At 58.7% G+C, this 17,558-nt stretch carries 14 protein-coding genes; 8 read left to right on the forward strand and 6 right to left on the reverse strand.

Annotated elements, in window-relative coordinates:
• The 4 genes from HDF15_RS25470 to HDF15_RS02640 form a co-directional block, all read right to left on the reverse strand.
• The gene (locus HDF15_RS25470) at window positions 1-264 is read right to left on the reverse strand and encodes a hypothetical protein (RefSeq protein WP_221314241.1); all 264 of its coding nucleotides are present in this window, start codon (window positions 262-264) and stop codon (window positions 1-3) included.
• A 20-nt stretch (window positions 265-284) separates the two neighbouring features.
• Window positions 285-440, reverse strand: coding sequence for a hypothetical protein (locus HDF15_RS25475; protein ID WP_221314242.1), 156 nt, complete (start codon window positions 438-440; stop codon window positions 285-287).
• A 30-nt stretch (window positions 441-470) separates the two neighbouring features.
• The gene (locus HDF15_RS02635; RefSeq protein WP_184252709.1) at window positions 471-2,582 is read right to left on the reverse strand and encodes a multicopper oxidase family protein; all 2,112 of its coding nucleotides are present in this window, start codon (window positions 2,580-2,582) and stop codon (window positions 471-473) included.
• 217 nt (window positions 2,583-2,799) lie between these two features.
• On the reverse strand, window positions 2,800-2,973 hold the full coding sequence (locus HDF15_RS02640) for a hypothetical protein (protein ID WP_184252710.1): 174 nt from the start codon (window positions 2,971-2,973) through the stop codon (window positions 2,800-2,802).
• Between the two features lie 636 nt (window positions 2,974-3,609).
• Here HDF15_RS02640 and HDF15_RS02645 point away from each other — a divergent pair.
• From HDF15_RS02645 to HDF15_RS02655, 3 genes are all read left to right on the forward strand, one after another.
• The gene (locus HDF15_RS02645; protein WP_184252711.1) at window positions 3,610-5,304 is read left to right on the forward strand and encodes a tyrosinase family protein; all 1,695 of its coding nucleotides are present in this window, start codon (window positions 3,610-3,612) and stop codon (window positions 5,302-5,304) included.
• A 10-nt stretch (window positions 5,305-5,314) separates the two neighbouring features.
• Complete coding sequence (locus HDF15_RS02650) at window positions 5,315-5,737, forward strand: hypothetical protein (RefSeq protein WP_184252712.1); 423 nt, start codon at window positions 5,315-5,317, stop codon at window positions 5,735-5,737.
• Window positions 5,738-5,930: 193 nt separating this feature from the next.
• Window positions 5,931-6,344 (forward strand): nuclear transport factor 2 family protein, encoded by a 414-nt coding sequence (locus HDF15_RS02655; RefSeq protein WP_260330783.1) that lies wholly within the window; start codon window positions 5,931-5,933, stop codon window positions 6,342-6,344.
• Window positions 6,345-6,439: 95 nt separating this feature from the next.
• On the opposite strand, the gene HDF15_RS02660 is transcribed toward HDF15_RS02655, so the two are convergent.
• Together HDF15_RS02660 and HDF15_RS02665 are read right to left on the reverse strand one after the other, a co-directional pair.
• Window positions 6,440-7,543: an alpha/beta fold hydrolase gene (locus tag HDF15_RS02660; protein WP_184252714.1), complete on the reverse strand. Its 1,104-nt coding sequence runs from the start codon at window positions 7,541-7,543 to the stop codon at window positions 6,440-6,442.
• Between the two features lie 180 nt (window positions 7,544-7,723).
• Window positions 7,724-9,322, reverse strand: coding sequence for a S10 family peptidase (locus tag HDF15_RS02665; protein ID WP_184252715.1), 1,599 nt, complete (start codon window positions 9,320-9,322; stop codon window positions 7,724-7,726).
• A gap of 207 nt (window positions 9,323-9,529) precedes the next feature.
• Between HDF15_RS02665 and HDF15_RS02670 the strand changes: the two genes are divergently transcribed.
• From HDF15_RS02670 to glmU, 5 genes are all read left to right on the forward strand, one after another.
• Window positions 9,530-10,255 carry a 2Fe-2S iron-sulfur cluster-binding protein gene (locus HDF15_RS02670; protein WP_184252716.1) on the forward strand — a complete coding sequence of 242 codons (726 nt, stop codon included), beginning with the start codon at window positions 9,530-9,532 and terminating at the stop codon, window positions 10,253-10,255.
• Window positions 10,252-11,262: a xanthine dehydrogenase family protein subunit M gene (locus tag HDF15_RS02675; protein WP_184252717.1), complete on the forward strand. Its 1,011-nt coding sequence runs from the start codon at window positions 10,252-10,254 to the stop codon at window positions 11,260-11,262. The genes HDF15_RS02670 and HDF15_RS02675 overlap by 4 nt, the downstream gene beginning before the upstream one ends.
• Window positions 11,259-13,484 carry a xanthine dehydrogenase family protein molybdopterin-binding subunit gene (locus HDF15_RS02680; RefSeq protein ID WP_184252718.1) on the forward strand — a complete coding sequence of 742 codons (2,226 nt, stop codon included), beginning with the start codon at window positions 11,259-11,261 and terminating at the stop codon, window positions 13,482-13,484. The genes HDF15_RS02675 and HDF15_RS02680 overlap by 4 nt, the downstream gene beginning before the upstream one ends.
• Window positions 13,485-13,649: 165 nt before the next feature.
• Window positions 13,650-16,079, forward strand: coding sequence for a RecQ family ATP-dependent DNA helicase (locus HDF15_RS02685; protein WP_184252719.1), 2,430 nt, complete (start codon window positions 13,650-13,652; stop codon window positions 16,077-16,079).
• Between the two features lie 60 nt (window positions 16,080-16,139).
• Window positions 16,140-17,558 carry a bifunctional UDP-N-acetylglucosamine diphosphorylase/glucosamine-1-phosphate N-acetyltransferase GlmU gene (glmU, locus tag HDF15_RS02690; RefSeq protein ID WP_184252720.1) on the forward strand — a complete coding sequence of 473 codons (1,419 nt, stop codon included), beginning with the start codon at window positions 16,140-16,142 and terminating at the stop codon, window positions 17,556-17,558.

Consider the following 17,558-nt stretch of genomic DNA (forward strand, 5'->3'; position numbering starts at 1 on the left):
TTAGCCTTGTTGGGCCAGGCCTGCCTTGACGACGATGATGGAAGCGACTACCCCTGCCGGCCTGCCATCATGCGGTTTTACGCGGATGGTCGAGCCGGTGATCGCGGGCACCTGCTTCACACCGTTGGGCCACTGTTCTGTCAGGGAGCCATCGTAGTCGTAGAAGTAATCCGCCGTCGGCGTGCCTGGCCGCCCTGAGCCGGTAATGTGTACGTGGGCCGGGCCGCCGGGCGCGGCTGGTGTGATGATACCGATGAGATCCATGTCTTCCCCTGCCCCGAAACTCAGCACACCTCTGAATCTTGGAGGGGGGTGTCTTCTACAGTCCACACCCCCTCGGCGAACAGGAGATGGTACAGCTTGTCCTTGTCGTCGCCGACAAGGCCGGGATCATTTAGAAAACTGCGATAAGTCCAGGTACCTGCGAAAGGATTGCTCATCGAATTCCTCCTTTTGGCTGTCGCCAGTGATTACTGCTCGTTATGGTCCATGTCCTTCATCTCGGGCATGCCTATGCCGTTGCCTGGAGCACCGAGGTCGGGAACGATCTCGACATTGGTCATCATTCCCCCATCCTCGTGATCCAGGATGTGACAGTGAATGACGAACTCGCCTATGTAGCGGTCATAGGTGGTACGGATGTGGACCTGGTATTTGTTTTGCACAAAGACTGTGTCCTTGAAGGTGTGCCACATGCCGCAGTACTGGTTCTGCAGGCCGACGCTGTCGGGTGGAACCAGGCACTCGCCGTGCGCTCCGTAGATGCTCTTCCCGTCGTGGGTGACGTCCATGACCTCGAAGGGATTGACGTGGATGTGAAAGATGTGGGGTTCGCCATAGGAGGTAAGCACCCAATCCTCGGTGGCGCCCACCTGACGGGTGAAGTCGATCCGGTGGGGGCTGTACTCCTTGGAGTTGATGTAGAAGCCAAATTTTCCTGGGGGATCCGTGGGTTTAGCGGGAGGGCTGGGGAGATTCCCGATATAGAAAGCGACTTCGAGCGGATCAGAAGAGTTGGAGGCAGGGCCAGACTCCGGCATGCCGCGCCAGGGAGTCAGGTCGCCATTAGCAAGACCTTTCAACGCGTTCGCTGGAAGATTCTTGTTGTTCTTGACCAGGGTCTGTTCCACATACTTTGTGAGTTGATCGGTGGGGACTGTGATTCCAGCCTTCACAATGACAGTCGCAAGCAGCTGAGTCTCGTTGGGACCCTGACCACCGGGGCCTCCATCGGGGCCGGCATTGGCACGCTCTTCCGGCGTTGCCGCCTGGTTCAGGACGCAGTAGGTGCCGGCATGAGGAAAGACCATTAGCAAGTCGCTGCGATAGCCCGGCTGCAGGAAGTTACTGCCAACGCCTCCACTGACGCTCTTTTCATCAACCCCGATGGGATTAATCGCAGTACGTGTCAGGCCATCCGAAGCGATCTCAAACTGTGGGACCAGGGCAACAGGCTTGGTCGAATCGGGCTGGGTAATAGGGCAAACTTCTGCAATGATCTTGGCTTGTTGCGCCGGTGTTCCGGAGAAGATACCGCGTAGCGCCAGCGCGGCTGCCGGCCCCTTCGATACCATCGGAACGATCTGCAGATTCACCGTATCGTGAATGCCACCGTGAATGAGCCGCCAGCGCTGGATCTCCCCTGCCTTAACGTTGGTGATGGCAGGTTGCACGACGCCGTTAATGCTGGTGAACCGTCCGCTATTGTCCCAGACCGTTGGCGAAGAAAGCTGGTCATTAAAGTTTTCGACCACACCGGTATCGCCGGCCGGACAGCTCCAGGTGCCGTCAGGATTGGTAATGATCTTCTTATCGATCGGAGGATCACTAAAGCAGGCGTAGGGGATCTGCTGGAAGAGAAACACCTGCTCGGTAAAGGGCTTGTTATTAGCGTCGCGCAGAATGGTGTCAATATCGCCGGGAGTGTAGCCCGTGTACGGTCGGTTGCCGCGCACGATCAGTACCCCCGAAGCTCCGCTCGCCACCTGCAAAGCGGTCGATCCGTGGCGATGTGCGTGATACCAGAAGGTACCTGCAGGATGGTCCTCAGGCACATTGACCTCGTATTGAAAATTGGTCTTAGGAGCAATGTTCAACAGGACGTTATCGCTGTTGCCCGCAGGCGAAACATGCATGCCGTGGAAGTGAAGATTGATGATGCTGAAGCAGTTCGGGCCGCCATCCGGGCATTTAGGTGCGCCGGGTGGCGGCTGCTCCAGCTCATTGTGCAGAAACACACGTAGCGTGTTGCCAGGATTCACTTCAATCAGAGGTCCAGTCAGGCATCCGCCATAGGAGCGCAGGTCCACATCATCCATGGATCCGGTGCCGGGATCGTAGATCTTGTTGGGCCGCTTGACCACATTGAGATCGAGCGTGACGAGGTTTCCGTTGTGGGTAACATCTCCGGAAGGATTGCAGCCAGGCTTCGGTTGGGAGAGTGCAAGAGAAAGAGTCTTGCCTGGAAGTGCTTTTTCCTGCAGCGTTGGTGGCGCTGCAAAGGGTTGGGGGCTTTGTTGTGCGACGAGAGGCTGGCACAGCAACGCAGAGAACATCGACAACAACAAAATGCGTAGGCGCATTTATTGACTCCCTAAAGGAACGGCTCCACGATGAACGCGGACCGACCGGTTCTGTTGCGATAGAGATAAAGCCGAAGCGCAGGTAAATGGGGGCCCGGTCTGCCGAGATTCGGCTTCAATGGAAAGCTTGGCCCTTGGAACGTAATACAGCACGGAATACAGCAAGGGATGGCAGCTTTGTCGCTGTAACGCGCAGTGCCACCAGGCCAGTCGCAGCTTAGGAGCTGCGGGCTCGCACGCCATCAGGCCCCTGCATGAAGTCGTGTAACTTCATGCGCACCTGCGGTGCTCGCGGAGATGATGGCTGTGCCGAAATAGGTTGTGGTGGGTAGAGACTAAGTGCCGCAATAAAGAGCAGCACGACGCAGATCGTTCTGACTCTCACTTTCATAGGCGTTCCTCATCAAATCGAAGAATCTGTAACGATTGAAAAGCTCTGGTGTGTTCAAGCGTGAAGCAGTTTCTAAGGCTTAGAGGTTGCAGCCTATCAAGCGGTATTCGCTAAAGTTCAACAACTTCGTGCGGACAGAATCAGCGTTGCATCAAATTGGAATCTAAGAATGTGCGGAATTATACATAGCAGGAATGTTTCCGCAACATCTTCATATTTTCTTGTTGCTTATGAACGATTAATAACGCACACCTGCACCCGTGGCCCTAACTAGTTTGGTAGTTTCCTGTGCTATGTCGTAACAACATGTCTCGGTCGAAGATTAAACCGATAGAGTGAATCAATCTTCTTATTTCTTTCCTTGACATTGAGAAAGTGCTCTTCCATAATTGGCCTCGTCTTTCGCCGGGCATCTATTGCCGGGATTTCCAGCGTTTGTAGTCGCACTTGCTTCTCTCGCAGAGTTTTAGTGAGCTCGGGCCTCTAGCAACCAGAAATCCCCGTGCTTCCCTTTCCCGGGGCGCACGGTAACTTAATCCAAATTCGATACAACGGGACCCCGCACCAGAGCTGCTTTCTGCGGAACTCTACCTATCGCACGGCTCGGCTGCTCGCCCGTTTCAGGTGAAAAGAACAATGAGCATTTACTTTGAAACGACTCGCCGTGACTTCCTGAAGACCTCTCTCGCCACTGCCGGAACCGCCGCTCTCTCTCGGCATCTTGCCCTGGCCCAAGCCCCTGCAAAGTATCGCCGCTATAGCGTCACCAGCCAGCAAGGCCAGAAGGCTCTCGTCAGCTATGCAAAGGCCATCCAGGCGATGTTGAACCTACCGGCGGATCATCCGCAGAACTGGTTTCGCAACGCCTTCGTCCACCTGATGGATTGTCCGCACGGCAACTGGTGGTTTTACGTCTGGCACCGCGGATACTTAGGCTACTTTGAGCAGACGATCCGCACCATGAGCGGCGATCCGAACTTCGCCATGCCCTACTGGGATTGGAGCGATCTGGCGCAGATTCCGGACTCTATGTTCAACGATGTACTGACGCCGGTCGCCTCTGCCTACGAGCGCTACACCAAGGACCTCCAGACGTTTACGGCTTTCATTCAGCCTTCCCTCAAGAACTACTGGGGCAAGCTCAGCCCGGCCCAGATCCAGCAGCTGAATATCCGCGGGTACAAGACCTTCGATGATATGTGGAACGATGTATCGGGTTGGACTCCGACCCCGATGACGGGACATCTATCACATCCGGGACACTTTAATCCTGAGAACACGGCCTTCGCGCCGACCCCCATTGCGCGTTATCTCACTCTTCAAAATCCCCAGCTGAGTGACTCGGTCAAAAAGAACGTATCGAAGGGAACGGTTTACTCCGGGCTTGAGCCAACGAACTTCGCCACTACCTACTACCAACATATCCCCATCGCAAACCCGATTAAAATCGGCTTCAACAGTTCCACGACAGCTTCGCACAACACGGCCCCCTCTAAAGGCACCGTCTTCTCCACCCTGGAAGGACTCCCTCACAACAGCACGCATAACTACATCGGCGGCGGAGCGGGAGAGGGGTCACCCATCCCCAACGGACCCTGGGGCAATATGACCAACAATCTCTCCCCTGTCGATCCGATCTTCTTCCTGCACCACAGCAACATGGACCGGCTATGGGATGTGTGGACACGCAAGCAGCAGGCCCTCAACCTGCCCTATCTTCCCAATAGCCAGCAACTCCCGTCTTACGAAAAGGAACCCTTCCTCTTTTACGTGGACGGCAACGGCAAGCAAGTCGGTCCCAGTATCGCGAAGGAGTACATCTCCATGTCCCGTTTCGGGTACGACTATGAACCGGGTTACGGAGAAGAAATCATCGGGAAACGGAACCTGGTCCTGGCCGCGAAGCATCCAACCGCGTCCGTGGAAGGGTTGATGAAGGGGAACGCCGCCACGCTGACACTCAGCGCCGCCGCGATCAAAACCCATCTGGACAGCGATACGGCAACATCCCTCTTCGCGCTGGTCACCGTGCCTCGTCCGACGGAGAATTCGCCCAATCGCGAGTTCGATGTACTGGTAGGCGCACCGGCGGACGCGACGAACATCACCGCAGATAGTCCTTATTATGCCGGCAAGGTCGCCTTCTTCTGCGGCATGATGCATATGTCCGGAATGACCGACGAGGCAACCTTCATTGTTCCGCTGCCGAAGCGGAAAGAAGCCTTCGCCAATCTGAGCGCAGCGGCTGGGAATGTCGCAGTGACTATCCGGGCCGTACCTTCTGGCGGAGGTGCATCAGTGCTTCGTGCTGTAACCGTGCAGTCGCTGTAGTCTATTGGCCATGTCCGTCTTAGCGTTGTCTGTCATCCTCGCATTCGTTACACCGCAAGCTGGTTCAACACCGGCTCCAACGGCACAGTCCCGGCAAGCCGGTGACGCCCGCGAGATGACGCTCACCCTTCCGCATGCACTGCGGAAGGGTGAGACGGCCTGGCTGCTCGTGACGGTTGGCATGATCGGCCACAATCAGATTCAGCTCACGACACAGAGTGGAAAGGATCTGGGTAACATCTCTCCCTTCGGGATACGCTCCGGTCAAGCCGCTGGAACCTATACCATTCCGGTGCCCGCAGAGGCTTTGAGCGGCAGACGGCTCGTGCTGCGGTTATCGGTACCGCAAGCAGGTGGCCTGCACCGCGCGACAACGACGGAGGAAGTAACGAGCGTGCGCCTCGTCATCCAGAGGTTCGGAAACGGTAATTGAATAGCGCTGGGGTGGTGAGTCATTCGTTCGTCCGCAAAAGAGAAACTGACAAAGAGGACGGTATTGTTTGTTTTTCGTCGTCACAAACCTTAGTTGCGAGAGGCGCGTTTCTCGCCGTTGATCTCAAGATAGAATGGCGAGCATGAACAGGCACACCAGGAAGTTCGCATTCTTTTTCGGCATGATTCTGGCAATGAGCATCGCCATCCACGTCTTTGCGCAATCGGCGGAGCAGCAAGCTGTACTGGCTCCGATCCATGCGATGTTTGAGGGCATGTCGAAACGAGATGCCGCGGCGATCAAAGCGCCCACGCTACCGGGTGGCACGATGGTGCTGATGCGCGACGGAAAACCCACGCAGATGACCTTTGAAGCTTTCGCGGAGCGCGTAGGCAAACCCGGGACCACACAGATCGAAGAACGCATTCACAATCCACTGATCCGTATCGACAACGATCTCGCCGTAGTGTGGGCGCCGTTCGACTTCCTGGTCGATGGAAAGGTTGATCACTGTGGAACAGACCTATTCAATCTGGTTCGTGTCGACGGAAGGTGGATGATCGCGAGCATTGCCGATACCGGGACAAAGTCCTGCTCCGCGAAATGAAGGTCTGCGCTTCCGATAGCGCAGCACGAGTCGAATTGCTACTACTGAAGAGAAAAGCGTTTAGCGGGACTAATCGGTGAACCGACTGGAGAGGGTCAGGTCAGAGGACGCACCTGTTCGCTGAGCACCTTCTTTATCAAAACCAGCGATCGAGCAGAGTCCTCATGACCGGTACCCGGAACCAGATAGAACTGCTTGAGCGGGGCATGAATTCTATCGAAATAGGCCTTGGCCAATTCTGGAGGAGCGGTCAGGTCTTCCTGACCATGGATGAAGAACATCGGAATAGCAAAGGTCGTCCCAAGTGCCAGAAGATCGACTTTCATGAGCGGCCCCGAGAGGGTCGCCCCCCAGAAATGCATAAAGGAGAAATCGTCTGCCGCGGCGTACTGAGCCTGCTCTTGCGATGAGGCGTATTCCGGACTAATCGTAGCGCTAGCTGGAGGTGCGGTCACCAGCTTGGCCTGGTATATGCTTTCCCACTTCCGATATACAGGCCACTTCAAAACTGAATGCCACGGCGGGGAACCAATTCCCGTCAATGCAGTGATTGCCTGTTGATTCCCATCTTTACGAGCCATTTCCAGCACCCGTGCGTAGCCTGCCGAGACACCTTGCTGAGAGTTCACGATTTGGGCAACGCCCACATAGGCATAGAAAAGGTCCGGTCTCGCGTGGGCTATGTAAACGCCGAGGATCGAACCCCATGAGCTTCCTAGAATAATGATCTTTTTCTTGTGAAGGTGCTCGACCAGGTATTCGGCAACTTCAATCCCATCCTGCGCCATCCGCTCGACAGTCATCGTCGGCTCAATGGTGGTGCCATTCTTTGTGAAGGTTCTGCCTGCGCCGCGCTGGTCCCATTGCACAAGCGTGAAGTACTTGTCCCATCCCGCAAACATGGAATCGGAGTACGGACTCAACACATCGCCTGGTCCGCCATGCAGAAAGAGCACAACCGGGTTGTCACGATTCTCGCCTTTGATTGTGATCCATTGCGGGATGCCACCAATCTGGACAAACATCTGTTCGGCAACATGCCCAGATGCAGGAACCAGCGCCGCGTCTGCTCTCAAATTCTGGATTTGTGCTGAAGCCGCAACAGAAATCGTGAACAACAACGACACGATAGCGAGGCGCAGACAGAACATCCGGCAAGTTTCCCAACGCAAAGGGTTATGAATGCCTTTATAGTTCATAAATCCAAAATATGCCCCTCTGCGTATGGATGGAATCTAGCGCTCATCTCAATTAGTGCGAAAGCGCCAATGCGCGTTTTGAGGTTGGATTGGTAACCAGAAGTGGGCTTGTCGGAAGGCTTGATCACACCGAGGCAACAACAACACGGGCGCGATCAAACCTTCCAGACCAAACAGGCTCTAGTGCTTCGCAGCCTCTGGGTACCAGCGTTCCAGGTCGGCATGCATCTCTTTGAGCGCGTCCACATTCAGGTAGACCATGTGGCCCGCCGGATAGTAGCCGAAGCTCACGTTGTCGCGAATCGCGTCAGGCAGCATCATCTGCGCAATATCGTGTTCCGTCCCGAAGAAGGGCGTAGCAAGATCGAACCAGCCATTAGCAGAAAAGACCTTCAGCTTCGGATTCTTGCGCATAGCATCGGACAGGTCGATAACCGTATCCGGCTGGCTCTGTTCGCCGCCGCCACGGGCACCGCCGGAGGGATGATGCTTCCAGTCCCAGTTCTGGTTGATTCCCGGCCCCTGCAAGTTGTAAGGCTCTGAACTCGTGTACTTGAGCTCGCTCTGGATGTAGTCGTGGAAGGCCCCTACAAAGACACCGCTGATGCCTGTGTCCGAAGGATCGTAGCCGGGGTTCTCACCGGCGGCATCCACATCGAAGCCCTCAAAGCGAGCATCGTAGCGGCCGAGAATCTCCTCATCGTCGCGCAGCAACTCCTTGCGGAAGCGCGTCGGAGCGATGCGCAGCTTGGACTCCTTGACGTACTGCACGCTGAGGCCGGTGAAGGAGGCGACCTTCGCCGCAATGGCATCGAACTCCGCCTTGGGCAACTGATCGCCCTGCTCCAGCGCTTCGGCATAAGGACCGCGCGAGAACTTGCGAGCCTGCTCGACGAAGTCTTTCATCTCGCCATTGTGCGGGACCTTGTTGTAGTGCCAGGCGACGGCCGCATAGCTGGGCAGATAGGTCTTCGTCTCAACGTCATAGCCCGGTTCGCGAACGTTGTAGTTCAGGACCGACGAGAGCAGAACGACGCCGTTGAACTCAATGCCGTCATTGTTGAGCGCGGCGACCAGCGCAGCCGAACGCGGCGTGCCGTAGCTTTCGCCAAAGAGAAACTTGGGTGATCCCCAGCGCTGGTTCACGGTGATATAGCGCGTAATGAACTTCTCAAATGCCTTGATGTCCTGGTCTACGCCCGCGAAATCCTTGGCAGTTCCCTTGCCCACGGCGCGCGAAAAACCGCAGAGCGGCGCGTCAATAAAAACCAAGTCACTCTTGTCGATCAGGCTGTATTGGTTCTGCACCCACTCGAAGGGCGCCGGACCGGTTGCCTTGGGGCTTTCGGTGACGACGCGGACAGGGCCCACCGAGCCCATATGCAGCCAGATCGTCGCGGAACCCGGGCCACCGTTATACAGGAAAGTAATCGGGCGGTTCTTCGCGGAAACCCCATCCTCGGTGTACGCCACATAGAAGATGCTGCCGTTGGCCTTGTCGTTGTCGTCTTTAATCAGCAGGTTGCCGGCAGTTGCGGTGTAGTGAACCGTGCGGCCGCCCGCGCTCCAGTCGTGCTTGCTGATAGTTGTGGTCTCCGGCGGAATGGGCAAAGTGTTGGCATCATTATCAGACCCCGGCTTTGCATCAGATGCCGGTTTTGCGTCCGCCCCGGCCTCAGCGGAACGATGCGGGCGCGCTTCCTGCGCTCCAGCGATAGAACCAAGCGACAATGCCACCCCTAATAATGCTGCGGACAAACGTAGATCCGTAAGCTTCACTCAAGCCCTCCCAGGCAAAGAAAATTCAGATTGTTACTGAGCATAGACTAAGTCCGAAGATCCAGCGTCTAACCCCGCAGGACGGATCGTATTCCCAGTACGCCGCGCAGACCCTGAACGGGCGTTCCGGTCGCTATTTTTCTGCCTTACTTTTTGCAAACAACTGCAAGCCCGTACTCCCTGCATCGAAAGAGAAATGAGGTTGCCATGCCGCCATGCGCTGAAGTCGCTGACACGCCGGATACCGAAGAGGTATCCGCCCATAATGTTGAACAAAACGATGTTGAACGAAACGACATTGAACTAAATCGTCGCCAATTCCTGACTGTCTCCGGAGTATTGACTGCCGGTATCGCCACCGGGCTGCCGCGAGTCGCAGCGGCCCAGCAGCCGTCTCCGTCCGCGCCGCAGATGTTCCCCTTGAGCCTATCGATCAACAAGCAGGTGCACCGGCTTACGGTCGATACCCGCACAACGCTGCTCGACCTGCTGCGCGAGAACCTGGAACTTACCGGCAGCAAAAAGGGTTGCGATCACGGTCAATGCGGCGCCTGCACCGTGCTGCTGAATGGCCGCCGCGTTAATTCGTGCCTGACCCTGGCGGTCGCCGCACAAGGCTCAGAGGTAACGACGATTGAAGGCCTCGGCGACGCCCTGCATCTGAGCCCGGTACAGAAAGCCTTCCTGGAACATGATGGCTTTCAGTGCGGCTATTGCACTCCCGGGCAAATCTGTTCGGCGACGGCCCTGCTCGAAGAGGGCAAGCACGGCAACCTCTCTCGCATCAGCTTCGAGACCGGAAAGACCGAACACCCGGAGCTTACCGACAACGAGATTCGCGAGCGCATGTCCGGCAACATCTGCCGTTGCGGCGCGTATCCAAACATTGTGGCGGCGGTACGCTCCCTTACCGGCATGGGAGGTGCTGCATGAATCCTTTCGCCTATCAACGTGTGGAAGCTCCCGACGCTGCTCTCCAGGCCATCGCCATTCATAACGCCAAATTTCTTGGCGGAGGCACCAACCTCGTCGACCTGATGAAAGATGGCGTCGAGTCCCCCTCTACGCTGATCGATATCAATCACATCGGCCTGAACAAGGTATTGGTCAATGCGAACGGAGCGACCATTGGCGCGCTGGTTCGCAACTCCGATCTGGCGAATGACCCCGCTATCGTCGCGCACTATCCCCTGCTCTCGCACGCGCTACTTTCAGGCGCGAGTCCGCAACTCCGCAACATGGCAACCACCGGCGGAAACCTGATGCAGCGCACCCGCTGCTTCTACTTCATGGATACCGCCTTCCCTGCCTGCAATAAACGTGTGCCGGGCAGCGGCTGCGCAGCGATCCAGGGCTTCAACAGGATTCACGCCATCCTGGGTCAGACCGATGAAGGTGCAACTTCGGCCCACACCTGCATCGCCACGAACCCTTCCGATATGAACGTCGCGCTCGCCGCCCTGGATGCGAAGGTTGAGATTCAAAGCGCTAAAGGCAAGCGAACACTTCCCCTTGCCGACTTCCATCGACTGCCCGGTACAACTCCTGAAGTGGATACCAACCTCCATCCCGACGAGTTGATCGTCGCTGTCACCTTGCCTCCGGCGAAGTTTGCGAAGAACTCCTGGTACCTCAAGGTGCGCGACCGCCAATCGTATGCGTTTGCGCTGGTCTCTGTAGCAGCGGGCCTGGAGATGGACGGAGACACCATCAGATCCGCCGGCCTTGCGCTGGGCGGTGTAGCGCACAAGCCCTGGCGTTCCCCGGAAGCCGAGCATGCCCTCGCCGGAAAACCCGCAACCAGAGAGACCTTCCAGCGCGCAGCGGAACTCGCCGTTGCCGGAGCCAAACCCTACGAACACAATGCCTTCAAGGTCGAGCTCGCCAAGCAGAGTATCGTCCGTGCCCTTACACAAGCCAGCAAAGGAGCTCAAGCATGATTAGAAACAACCAGGCACGCCCCACACCTGAAGGACAGCTCGAGCATCGTTATGACGGCATCGCCAAAGTCACAGGCAAAGCGAAGTATGCGGCCGAGTTCACTGAGCCCTTCCCGAAGAAGGATCTGGTCTACGCCTATATTGTGCACTCGACGATCCCCAGCGGCTCCATCGCCTCCATCGATCAGAAAGAGGCGGAACGGGCCTTTGGGGTCATCGCGATCCTCACCCCCTTCAACGTTCCCAAACTAACCTCTGCCAAACCACATAACCTGAGCATCCTCCAGGACACAGACGTTCACTACAACGGGCAGCCGATCGCTGTTGTGCTCGCAAGCTCCCTGCCCTTCGCAAGACAGGCTGCGCGCATGCTGACGATCAAGTACAACCAGCAGCCTGCGAAGCTCAACTTCATGGGACGTCTCGACGAGGCGCGCCCTCCGAAACAGGGCGGCAGAGAGCAGCCAGGCACCCAGCGCGGCGATCTCGCAGCCTCCATGGCAAAGGCAACCGTCACCGTCGACGAGACCTACATCACGCCGCTCCAGAACCACAATCCGATGGAGCCGCACGCGACAATCGCCTGGTGGGAGGGCGAAGAGCTCAACGTCTACGACGGAACTCAGTACATCTCCGGCGTAAAGATGTCGCTGGCCAGAATCCTCAATCTTCCGCTGGAGAATGTGCATGTGCAGTGCCCGTATACCGGCGGCGGCTTTGGCAGCAAGGGCACGGCATGGTCGCATGTAACACTTGCGGCGATGGCGGCAAAGGTCGTGCAGAAACCGGTGAAGCTGGTGCTGGAACGCAACCAGATGTTCGGCCCCGTCGGCACGCGTCCCACCACGGTCAACAAGATCAAAATTGGAGCGGATGCCAGCGGCAAGATCGTCGGCATTCAGCACGATGCCATCATGAACACCTCCGTGATGGACGACTTCGTAGAGCACTCCGCCGGCACCAGCCGCATGCTCTATAACAGCGAAGCCAACGCCACCACGGAAAAGATGGTGGAGATGAATCTCGGCATGGGGACCTACATGCGCGCGCCCGGCGAAGCTACCGGAACGGCCGTGCTCGAGATCGCGATGGACGAACTCGCCCACAAGCTGAAGATGGACCCTGTTCAACTCCGGTTGGTGAACTATGCCGAAACCGACCCTTCCCGAAACCGGCCCTTCAGCTCCAAGCATCTCCGCGAGTGTTACACCCAGGCCGCCGAGAACTTCGGCTGGTCGAAACGCAATGCTGAACCGGGCCAGAAGACCGAGGGCAACAAGCAGATCGGCTACGGCATGGCGACAGCGACCTATCCCGCGAACCGCTCCGCCGCCTCGGCAATTGTCCGCATCCTGCCCAATGGCCGCGTCTTCGCCGGTTCGGGCACGCAGGACATCGGTACGGGCATGTACACCATCATGGCGCAGACCGCGGCCGCCGCACTGGGGCTCGACCCCACACTGGTCGATGTCAAACTAGGAGATTCCGCCCTGCCCAAAGCTCCCGTCTCCGGGGGATCGCAGTCGACGGCCTCGGTGCTCCCTGCCGTCGATGCCGCAGCCAGGCAGGCAAAGCTCAAGCTGTTCCAGCTTGCGATGCAGGACACCCACTCGCCGCTCTACAACGCGAAAGACACGGATATCGAGACGAAGGACGGGCACATCTTCCTGAAGTCGAATCCCTCTACTGGAGAGAGCTTCACGGCTTTGCTCACGCGCAATGGCGCAGCGCCTATCGAAGCCGAAGGCTCTGCGGAACCTGGCCCGGACAAAAACTCGATGACGACACAGTCCTTCGGCGCAGTCTTTGCGGAGGTTGCCGTCGACAAGGACACGCACATGGTGCAGGTGCGACGCGTCGTCGGCACCTACGACATCGGCACGCTCATGAATAACAAGACCGGCCTCAACCAGTTGATGGGCGGCATCGTCTGGGGCGTTGGGTTTGCCCTGCACGAAGAAGCCGTCATCGACCCGGTCTATGGGCGTACGGTGAATGGAAACTTCGCCGACTACCACGTTCCCGTCAACGCCGATATCGGCGACATCGATGTCAGCGTTCTCAACATCCCCGACACCAAGTTCAATCCCCTGGGCTCGCGAGGCATCGGTGAGATCGGCATTACAGGCGCGGCCGCGGCTGTGGCCAATGCCATCTACAACGCCACCGGAAAGCGCGTCCGAAACTATCCGATGACTCCGGACAAGATCATGCAGGCGTAACCGGGACAGGCCCAGATTCCCACCAAAGCTCCAAACTGCAAACGCTGAGTTCGCGAAGTACACCAAGTTTGCGCAGAGTTTACTTTGCGAAAACTTGGCGTCCTCTGCGAACTCAGCGTTTGCAGTTTGGCTGAGGCAAAGAATATGCGAAGATAGCCGAGGCACATGGCTACCGTTTCGCCAACTCGCGATCTTCCGAAACTCCTCCACAGCGTCTTTGGTCATCGTGAGTTTCGACCGCACCAGCAGCAGGTCTGCGAAGCCGCCGCTTCCGGCAAAGACGTCCTGCTGGTCATGCCGACGGGCGCGGGCAAGAGTCTCTGCTATCAGCTTCCAGCTCTGGCACTCGGCGGCACAGCTCTCGTCATCTCACCGCTGATTGCGCTGATGGACGACCAGTCCTCCAAGCTCTCTGCCCTCGGCCTGCGCGTCGCCCGCATCCACTCCGGTCTCTCCCGGGACGACTCCCGCCAGGCCTGCCGCGACTACCTCGCCGGCGATCTCGACTTCCTCTTCATCGCTCCCGAGCGCATGCGCGTCCCCGGCTTTCCCGAGATGCTCGCCAAGCGCAAGCCCGCGCTCATCGCGATCGACGAAGCCCACTGCATCTCGCAATGGGGACACGACTTCCGGCCCGACTACCGAACCCTGGGCCAGCACCTTCCGGCCCTACGCCCATCGCCGATCATCGCGCTGACCGCGACGGCGACACCGACCGTTCAGCGCGACATCGCAGCGCAGCTCGACCTCCAGCAGCCCTCCATCTTCATCACCGGCTTCCGCCGCCACAATCTTGCGGTAGAGGTCGTGGAGCTCTCCAAGCCGCAGCGCGACGAATTCGCCATCAAGCTGCTCAAGGAGTCCTCCGCACGCCCCGCCATCGTCTATGCCTCCTCGCGTAAATCCGCGGAAGAGCTCGCCGGAAAACTCCACAAACACTTCCCCACGGCCGCCTATCACGCAGGCCTGGAAGCAGGTACGCGCGACCGCGTGCAGCGCGCTTTTCTCGGGGGCAAGCTGGACGTCGTCGTCGCCACGGTCGCCTTCGGCATGGGCGTCGACAAGGCTGATGTCCGCACCGTCATCCATGTCGCTCTGCCGGGCTCCGTCGAGGCCTACTACCAGGAGATCGGACGCGCAGGACGCGACGGCAAGCCCTCGCGTACAGTACTGCTCCACGGCTTCGCCGACCGCCGCCTGCAGGAGTTCTTCCTCGAAAAGAACTATCCGCCAACCTCGGATCTTGAACGCGTCGCCGGCGCGCTCACCAATGAATTTGTCCAGGTCGATTCTCTCCAGCACAAGCTGAAGATCGACCGCGAGACCCTCGACCGTACCATCGAAAAACTTCTCGCCGCGGGCGTCGCTCTCATGGACATGGCAGGCGATGTCCGCCTCTCCGAAGACCAGGCCACCGGAGAGACGAAGTGGCAAGCCGGCTACGAGTCTCAGGTCGCCATCCGCCGCGCCCAGATCGACCGCATGATCGCCTTCGCCGAGTCCAATACCTGCCGCATGGCCGCCCTCGTGCAGCACTTCGGCGACACCAGCGACAAGACCCAGAGCTGCGGCATCTGCGATGTCTGCAACCCCAGCGGTGCGGGTGCGAATGCGGCCCACCAGCCCAGCGGCCAGGAACGGGAGTGGCTCCGCGAGATCCTCTCCGCACTCGACAAGCGCAGCACCAGCACCGGCAAACTCTTCACCGATCTGCACCTGATGAAAGACCGGAAGGACTTCGACTCCCTTCTCGACGGTCTGGCACGCTCTGGCCTCATCAGCATCGTGAACGACACCTTCCGCAACCCGGAGGGCAAGGACATCACGTACAAGAAGGCCAGCATCACGCACGAAGGCCGAGAGCCCGACGATGCGACCCTCGACACTGTCTGGATTCGCGGCAGCCTCTCCGACGCTCCCACCTCAAAGAAGAAGTCCGGCAGCAAACCTCGCAATGCCACACCGGCAGCAGAGAAGCAGCCGCTTAATCCCCAGGCGGAACAGCTCTTCGAGCAGCTTCGCCAATGGCGTACCGAAGTGGCCAAACCCACCAAGACGCCAGCCTTCATGATCCTCGCGGACGCCGTGATGCGCGCCATCGCCAACCACGCTCCGAAGAACCTCGCCAGCCTCAACGCCGTTCCCGGCATGGGGCCTGCCAAGGTCGATCGCTATGGAGCGGCGATTCTTGCGGTCTGCCGTGGCGAAGCCGTCGCCTCCATCCCGCCACCGGCCCCTAAAATCACGCAGCCCCGTCCCGCCACGCTTCCCCTGGAACGTCCTATAGAGCGCGAGCGCCCGGCAACAACCACCGTCTCAGCCGTTCGCGAAAATAAGCGGCCCGCTCCACCCCCACCAGTCCCGGAGCAGCTTACCGAAGCGCAGCAGGCCCTCGATGCCAAGCTCAAGACATGGCGCGGTGAAACCGCCAAACAGGCCGGTCTTCCCTCGTTCTTCATCTGCAGCGATACGGTCCTTCGCAATATCGCAGTAGCCAGGCCCCAATCCTTGAGCGACCTCCGCACAGTCCGAGGCTTCGGCCCCGAGAAGATCGACACCTACGGCCCCGCCGTCATCGACCTCTGCCGCGCCTGACAGAATCCGTACAATTCCCCAACGACGGGAGAGGATTCCTCATGAGAGGATAAACACCGTATGGATACAAGCGCATTCGGTATCGCCATCATGGCCGCGGGCAAAGGCACGCGGCTGAAGTCCAAGCGGCCCAAGGTCCTCCACGAGATCGGCGGGCGGGCCTTGCTGCTGCATGTCATCGCCGCGGCCAAAACAATCGCTCCGCCCGAGCGCATCTACTGCATCATCGGCCACGAGGCCAAGCGTGTACGAGCCGCGGTTGCAGCCACCGGTGTTGACTTTGTGCTGCAGCCCGAGCAATGTGGCACCGGCCACGCCCTGCAGCAGGTAAAGGCCCACTTCGCGGCAACCGGCGCGGCTCCCCCCGCGCAACTGCTGGTGCTCTCAGGCGATGTGCCTCTCATTCGTCCGGAGACCCTCGCCGACCTCTGCAAACTGCATCTTCGTGAGCGTGCGGCGATGACGATCCTTACCGCCGTCCCACCCAATCCAACCGGCTATGGCCGCGTGCTGCGAGTGAAGGCGGACTGTCCTGAAGTAACCGCCATCGTCGAGCAGAAATCGCTGACGCCGAGTCAGCTCGCGGCGCCCGAGATCAACTCCGGCATCTATTGCTTCAACACCTCCTGCCTCTTCGCCTACCTCGATTCCCTTTCCACCGACAACGCCCACGGCGAGTACTACCTGACGGACATCGCAGCGCTGCTGGTGGCAGATCACAAGCGCGTCGTCGCCATGAAGGCGGACAGCGTAGAGGAGGTGCTCGGAGCCAACACCATCGCCGAGATGATGCACCTCGACGCAGCGATGCGCCTTGCAACCGCCCGCAAACTGATGGCGCAGGGTGTGACCATCTTCCGGCCGGAAACCAGTGTCATCGACTCCGGCGTGCAGGTCGGCCCGGACACGATCATCGAACCGTTCGTGCAGTTGCTGGGCAACACCCGCATCGGCGAAGACTGCCGCATCCGCTCCTATTCGGTCATCCAGAACTCGGTGATTGGGGACAACGTCCTCGTGCGCAACGGCTGCATCCTCGACGAGGCTGTCGTTGGCTCTGACGCCCTGTTGGGGCCTTACTCTCACCTGCGGCCCGGTAGCGAGATCGGCGAGGCCGCCCATATCGGCAACTTCGTCGAGACCAAGAAGGTTCGCCTGGGCCGCGGCTCCAAGGCCAACCACCTCAGCTACCTCGGCGACGCCGTGATCGGAGCCGGGGTCAACGTCGGCGCTGGAGCCATTACCTGCAACTATGACGGCGTCCACAAGCACACGACCACCATCGGCGATGGTGTCTTCGTCGGTTCCGACTCGACCCTCGTCGCGCCCTTGACCATCGGCGACCGGTCTTACATCGCCGCCGGATCCTGCATCACAGAAGATGTCCCTGCTGACTCCCTGGCCCTGGGACGCAGCCGCCAGACCACCAAGCCCGGCTGGGTCGCCGCCCGCAAATCGAAGGCAAAACCGAAGGAGTAG

It is taken from the genome of Granulicella mallensis (assembly GCF_014203225.1).
In the GTDB taxonomy this organism is placed as follows: Bacteria; Acidobacteriota; Terriglobia; order Terriglobales; family Acidobacteriaceae; genus Granulicella; species Granulicella mallensis_A.

What these genes read in the sequence shown, in the direction of transcription:
- HDF15_RS25470 (WP_221314241.1), bottom strand. Translation starts at nt 264, where the DNA reads ATGGATCTCATCGGTATCATCACACCAGCCGCGCCCGGCGGCCCGGCC.
- HDF15_RS25475 (WP_221314242.1), bottom strand. Translation starts at nt 440, where the DNA reads ATGAGCAATCCTTTCGCAGGTACCTGGACTTATCGCAGTTTTCTAAAT.
- HDF15_RS02635 (WP_184252709.1), bottom strand. Translation starts at nt 2,582, where the DNA reads ATGCGCCTACGCATTTTGTTGTTGTCGATGTTCTCTGCGTTGCTGTGC.
- HDF15_RS02640 (WP_184252710.1), bottom strand. Translation starts at nt 2,973, where the DNA reads ATGAAAGTGAGAGTCAGAACGATCTGCGTCGTGCTGCTCTTTATTGCG.
- HDF15_RS02645 (WP_184252711.1), top strand. Translation starts at nt 3,610, where the DNA reads ATGAGCATTTACTTTGAAACGACTCGCCGTGACTTCCTGAAGACCTCT.
- HDF15_RS02650 (WP_184252712.1), top strand. Translation starts at nt 5,315, where the DNA reads ATGTCCGTCTTAGCGTTGTCTGTCATCCTCGCATTCGTTACACCGCAA.
- HDF15_RS02655 (WP_260330783.1), top strand. Translation starts at nt 5,931, where the DNA reads ATGAGCATCGCCATCCACGTCTTTGCGCAATCGGCGGAGCAGCAAGCT.
- HDF15_RS02660 (WP_184252714.1), bottom strand. Translation starts at nt 7,543, where the DNA reads ATGAACTATAAAGGCATTCATAACCCTTTGCGTTGGGAAACTTGCCGG.
- HDF15_RS02670 (WP_184252716.1), top strand. Translation starts at nt 9,530, where the DNA reads ATGCCGCCATGCGCTGAAGTCGCTGACACGCCGGATACCGAAGAGGTA.
- HDF15_RS02675 (WP_184252717.1), top strand. Translation starts at nt 10,252, where the DNA reads ATGAATCCTTTCGCCTATCAACGTGTGGAAGCTCCCGACGCTGCTCTC.
- HDF15_RS02680 (WP_184252718.1), top strand. Translation starts at nt 11,259, where the DNA reads ATGATTAGAAACAACCAGGCACGCCCCACACCTGAAGGACAGCTCGAG.
- HDF15_RS02685 (WP_184252719.1), top strand. Translation starts at nt 13,650, where the DNA reads ATGGCTACCGTTTCGCCAACTCGCGATCTTCCGAAACTCCTCCACAGC.
- glmU (WP_184252720.1), top strand. Translation starts at nt 16,140, where the DNA reads ATGGATACAAGCGCATTCGGTATCGCCATCATGGCCGCGGGCAAAGGC.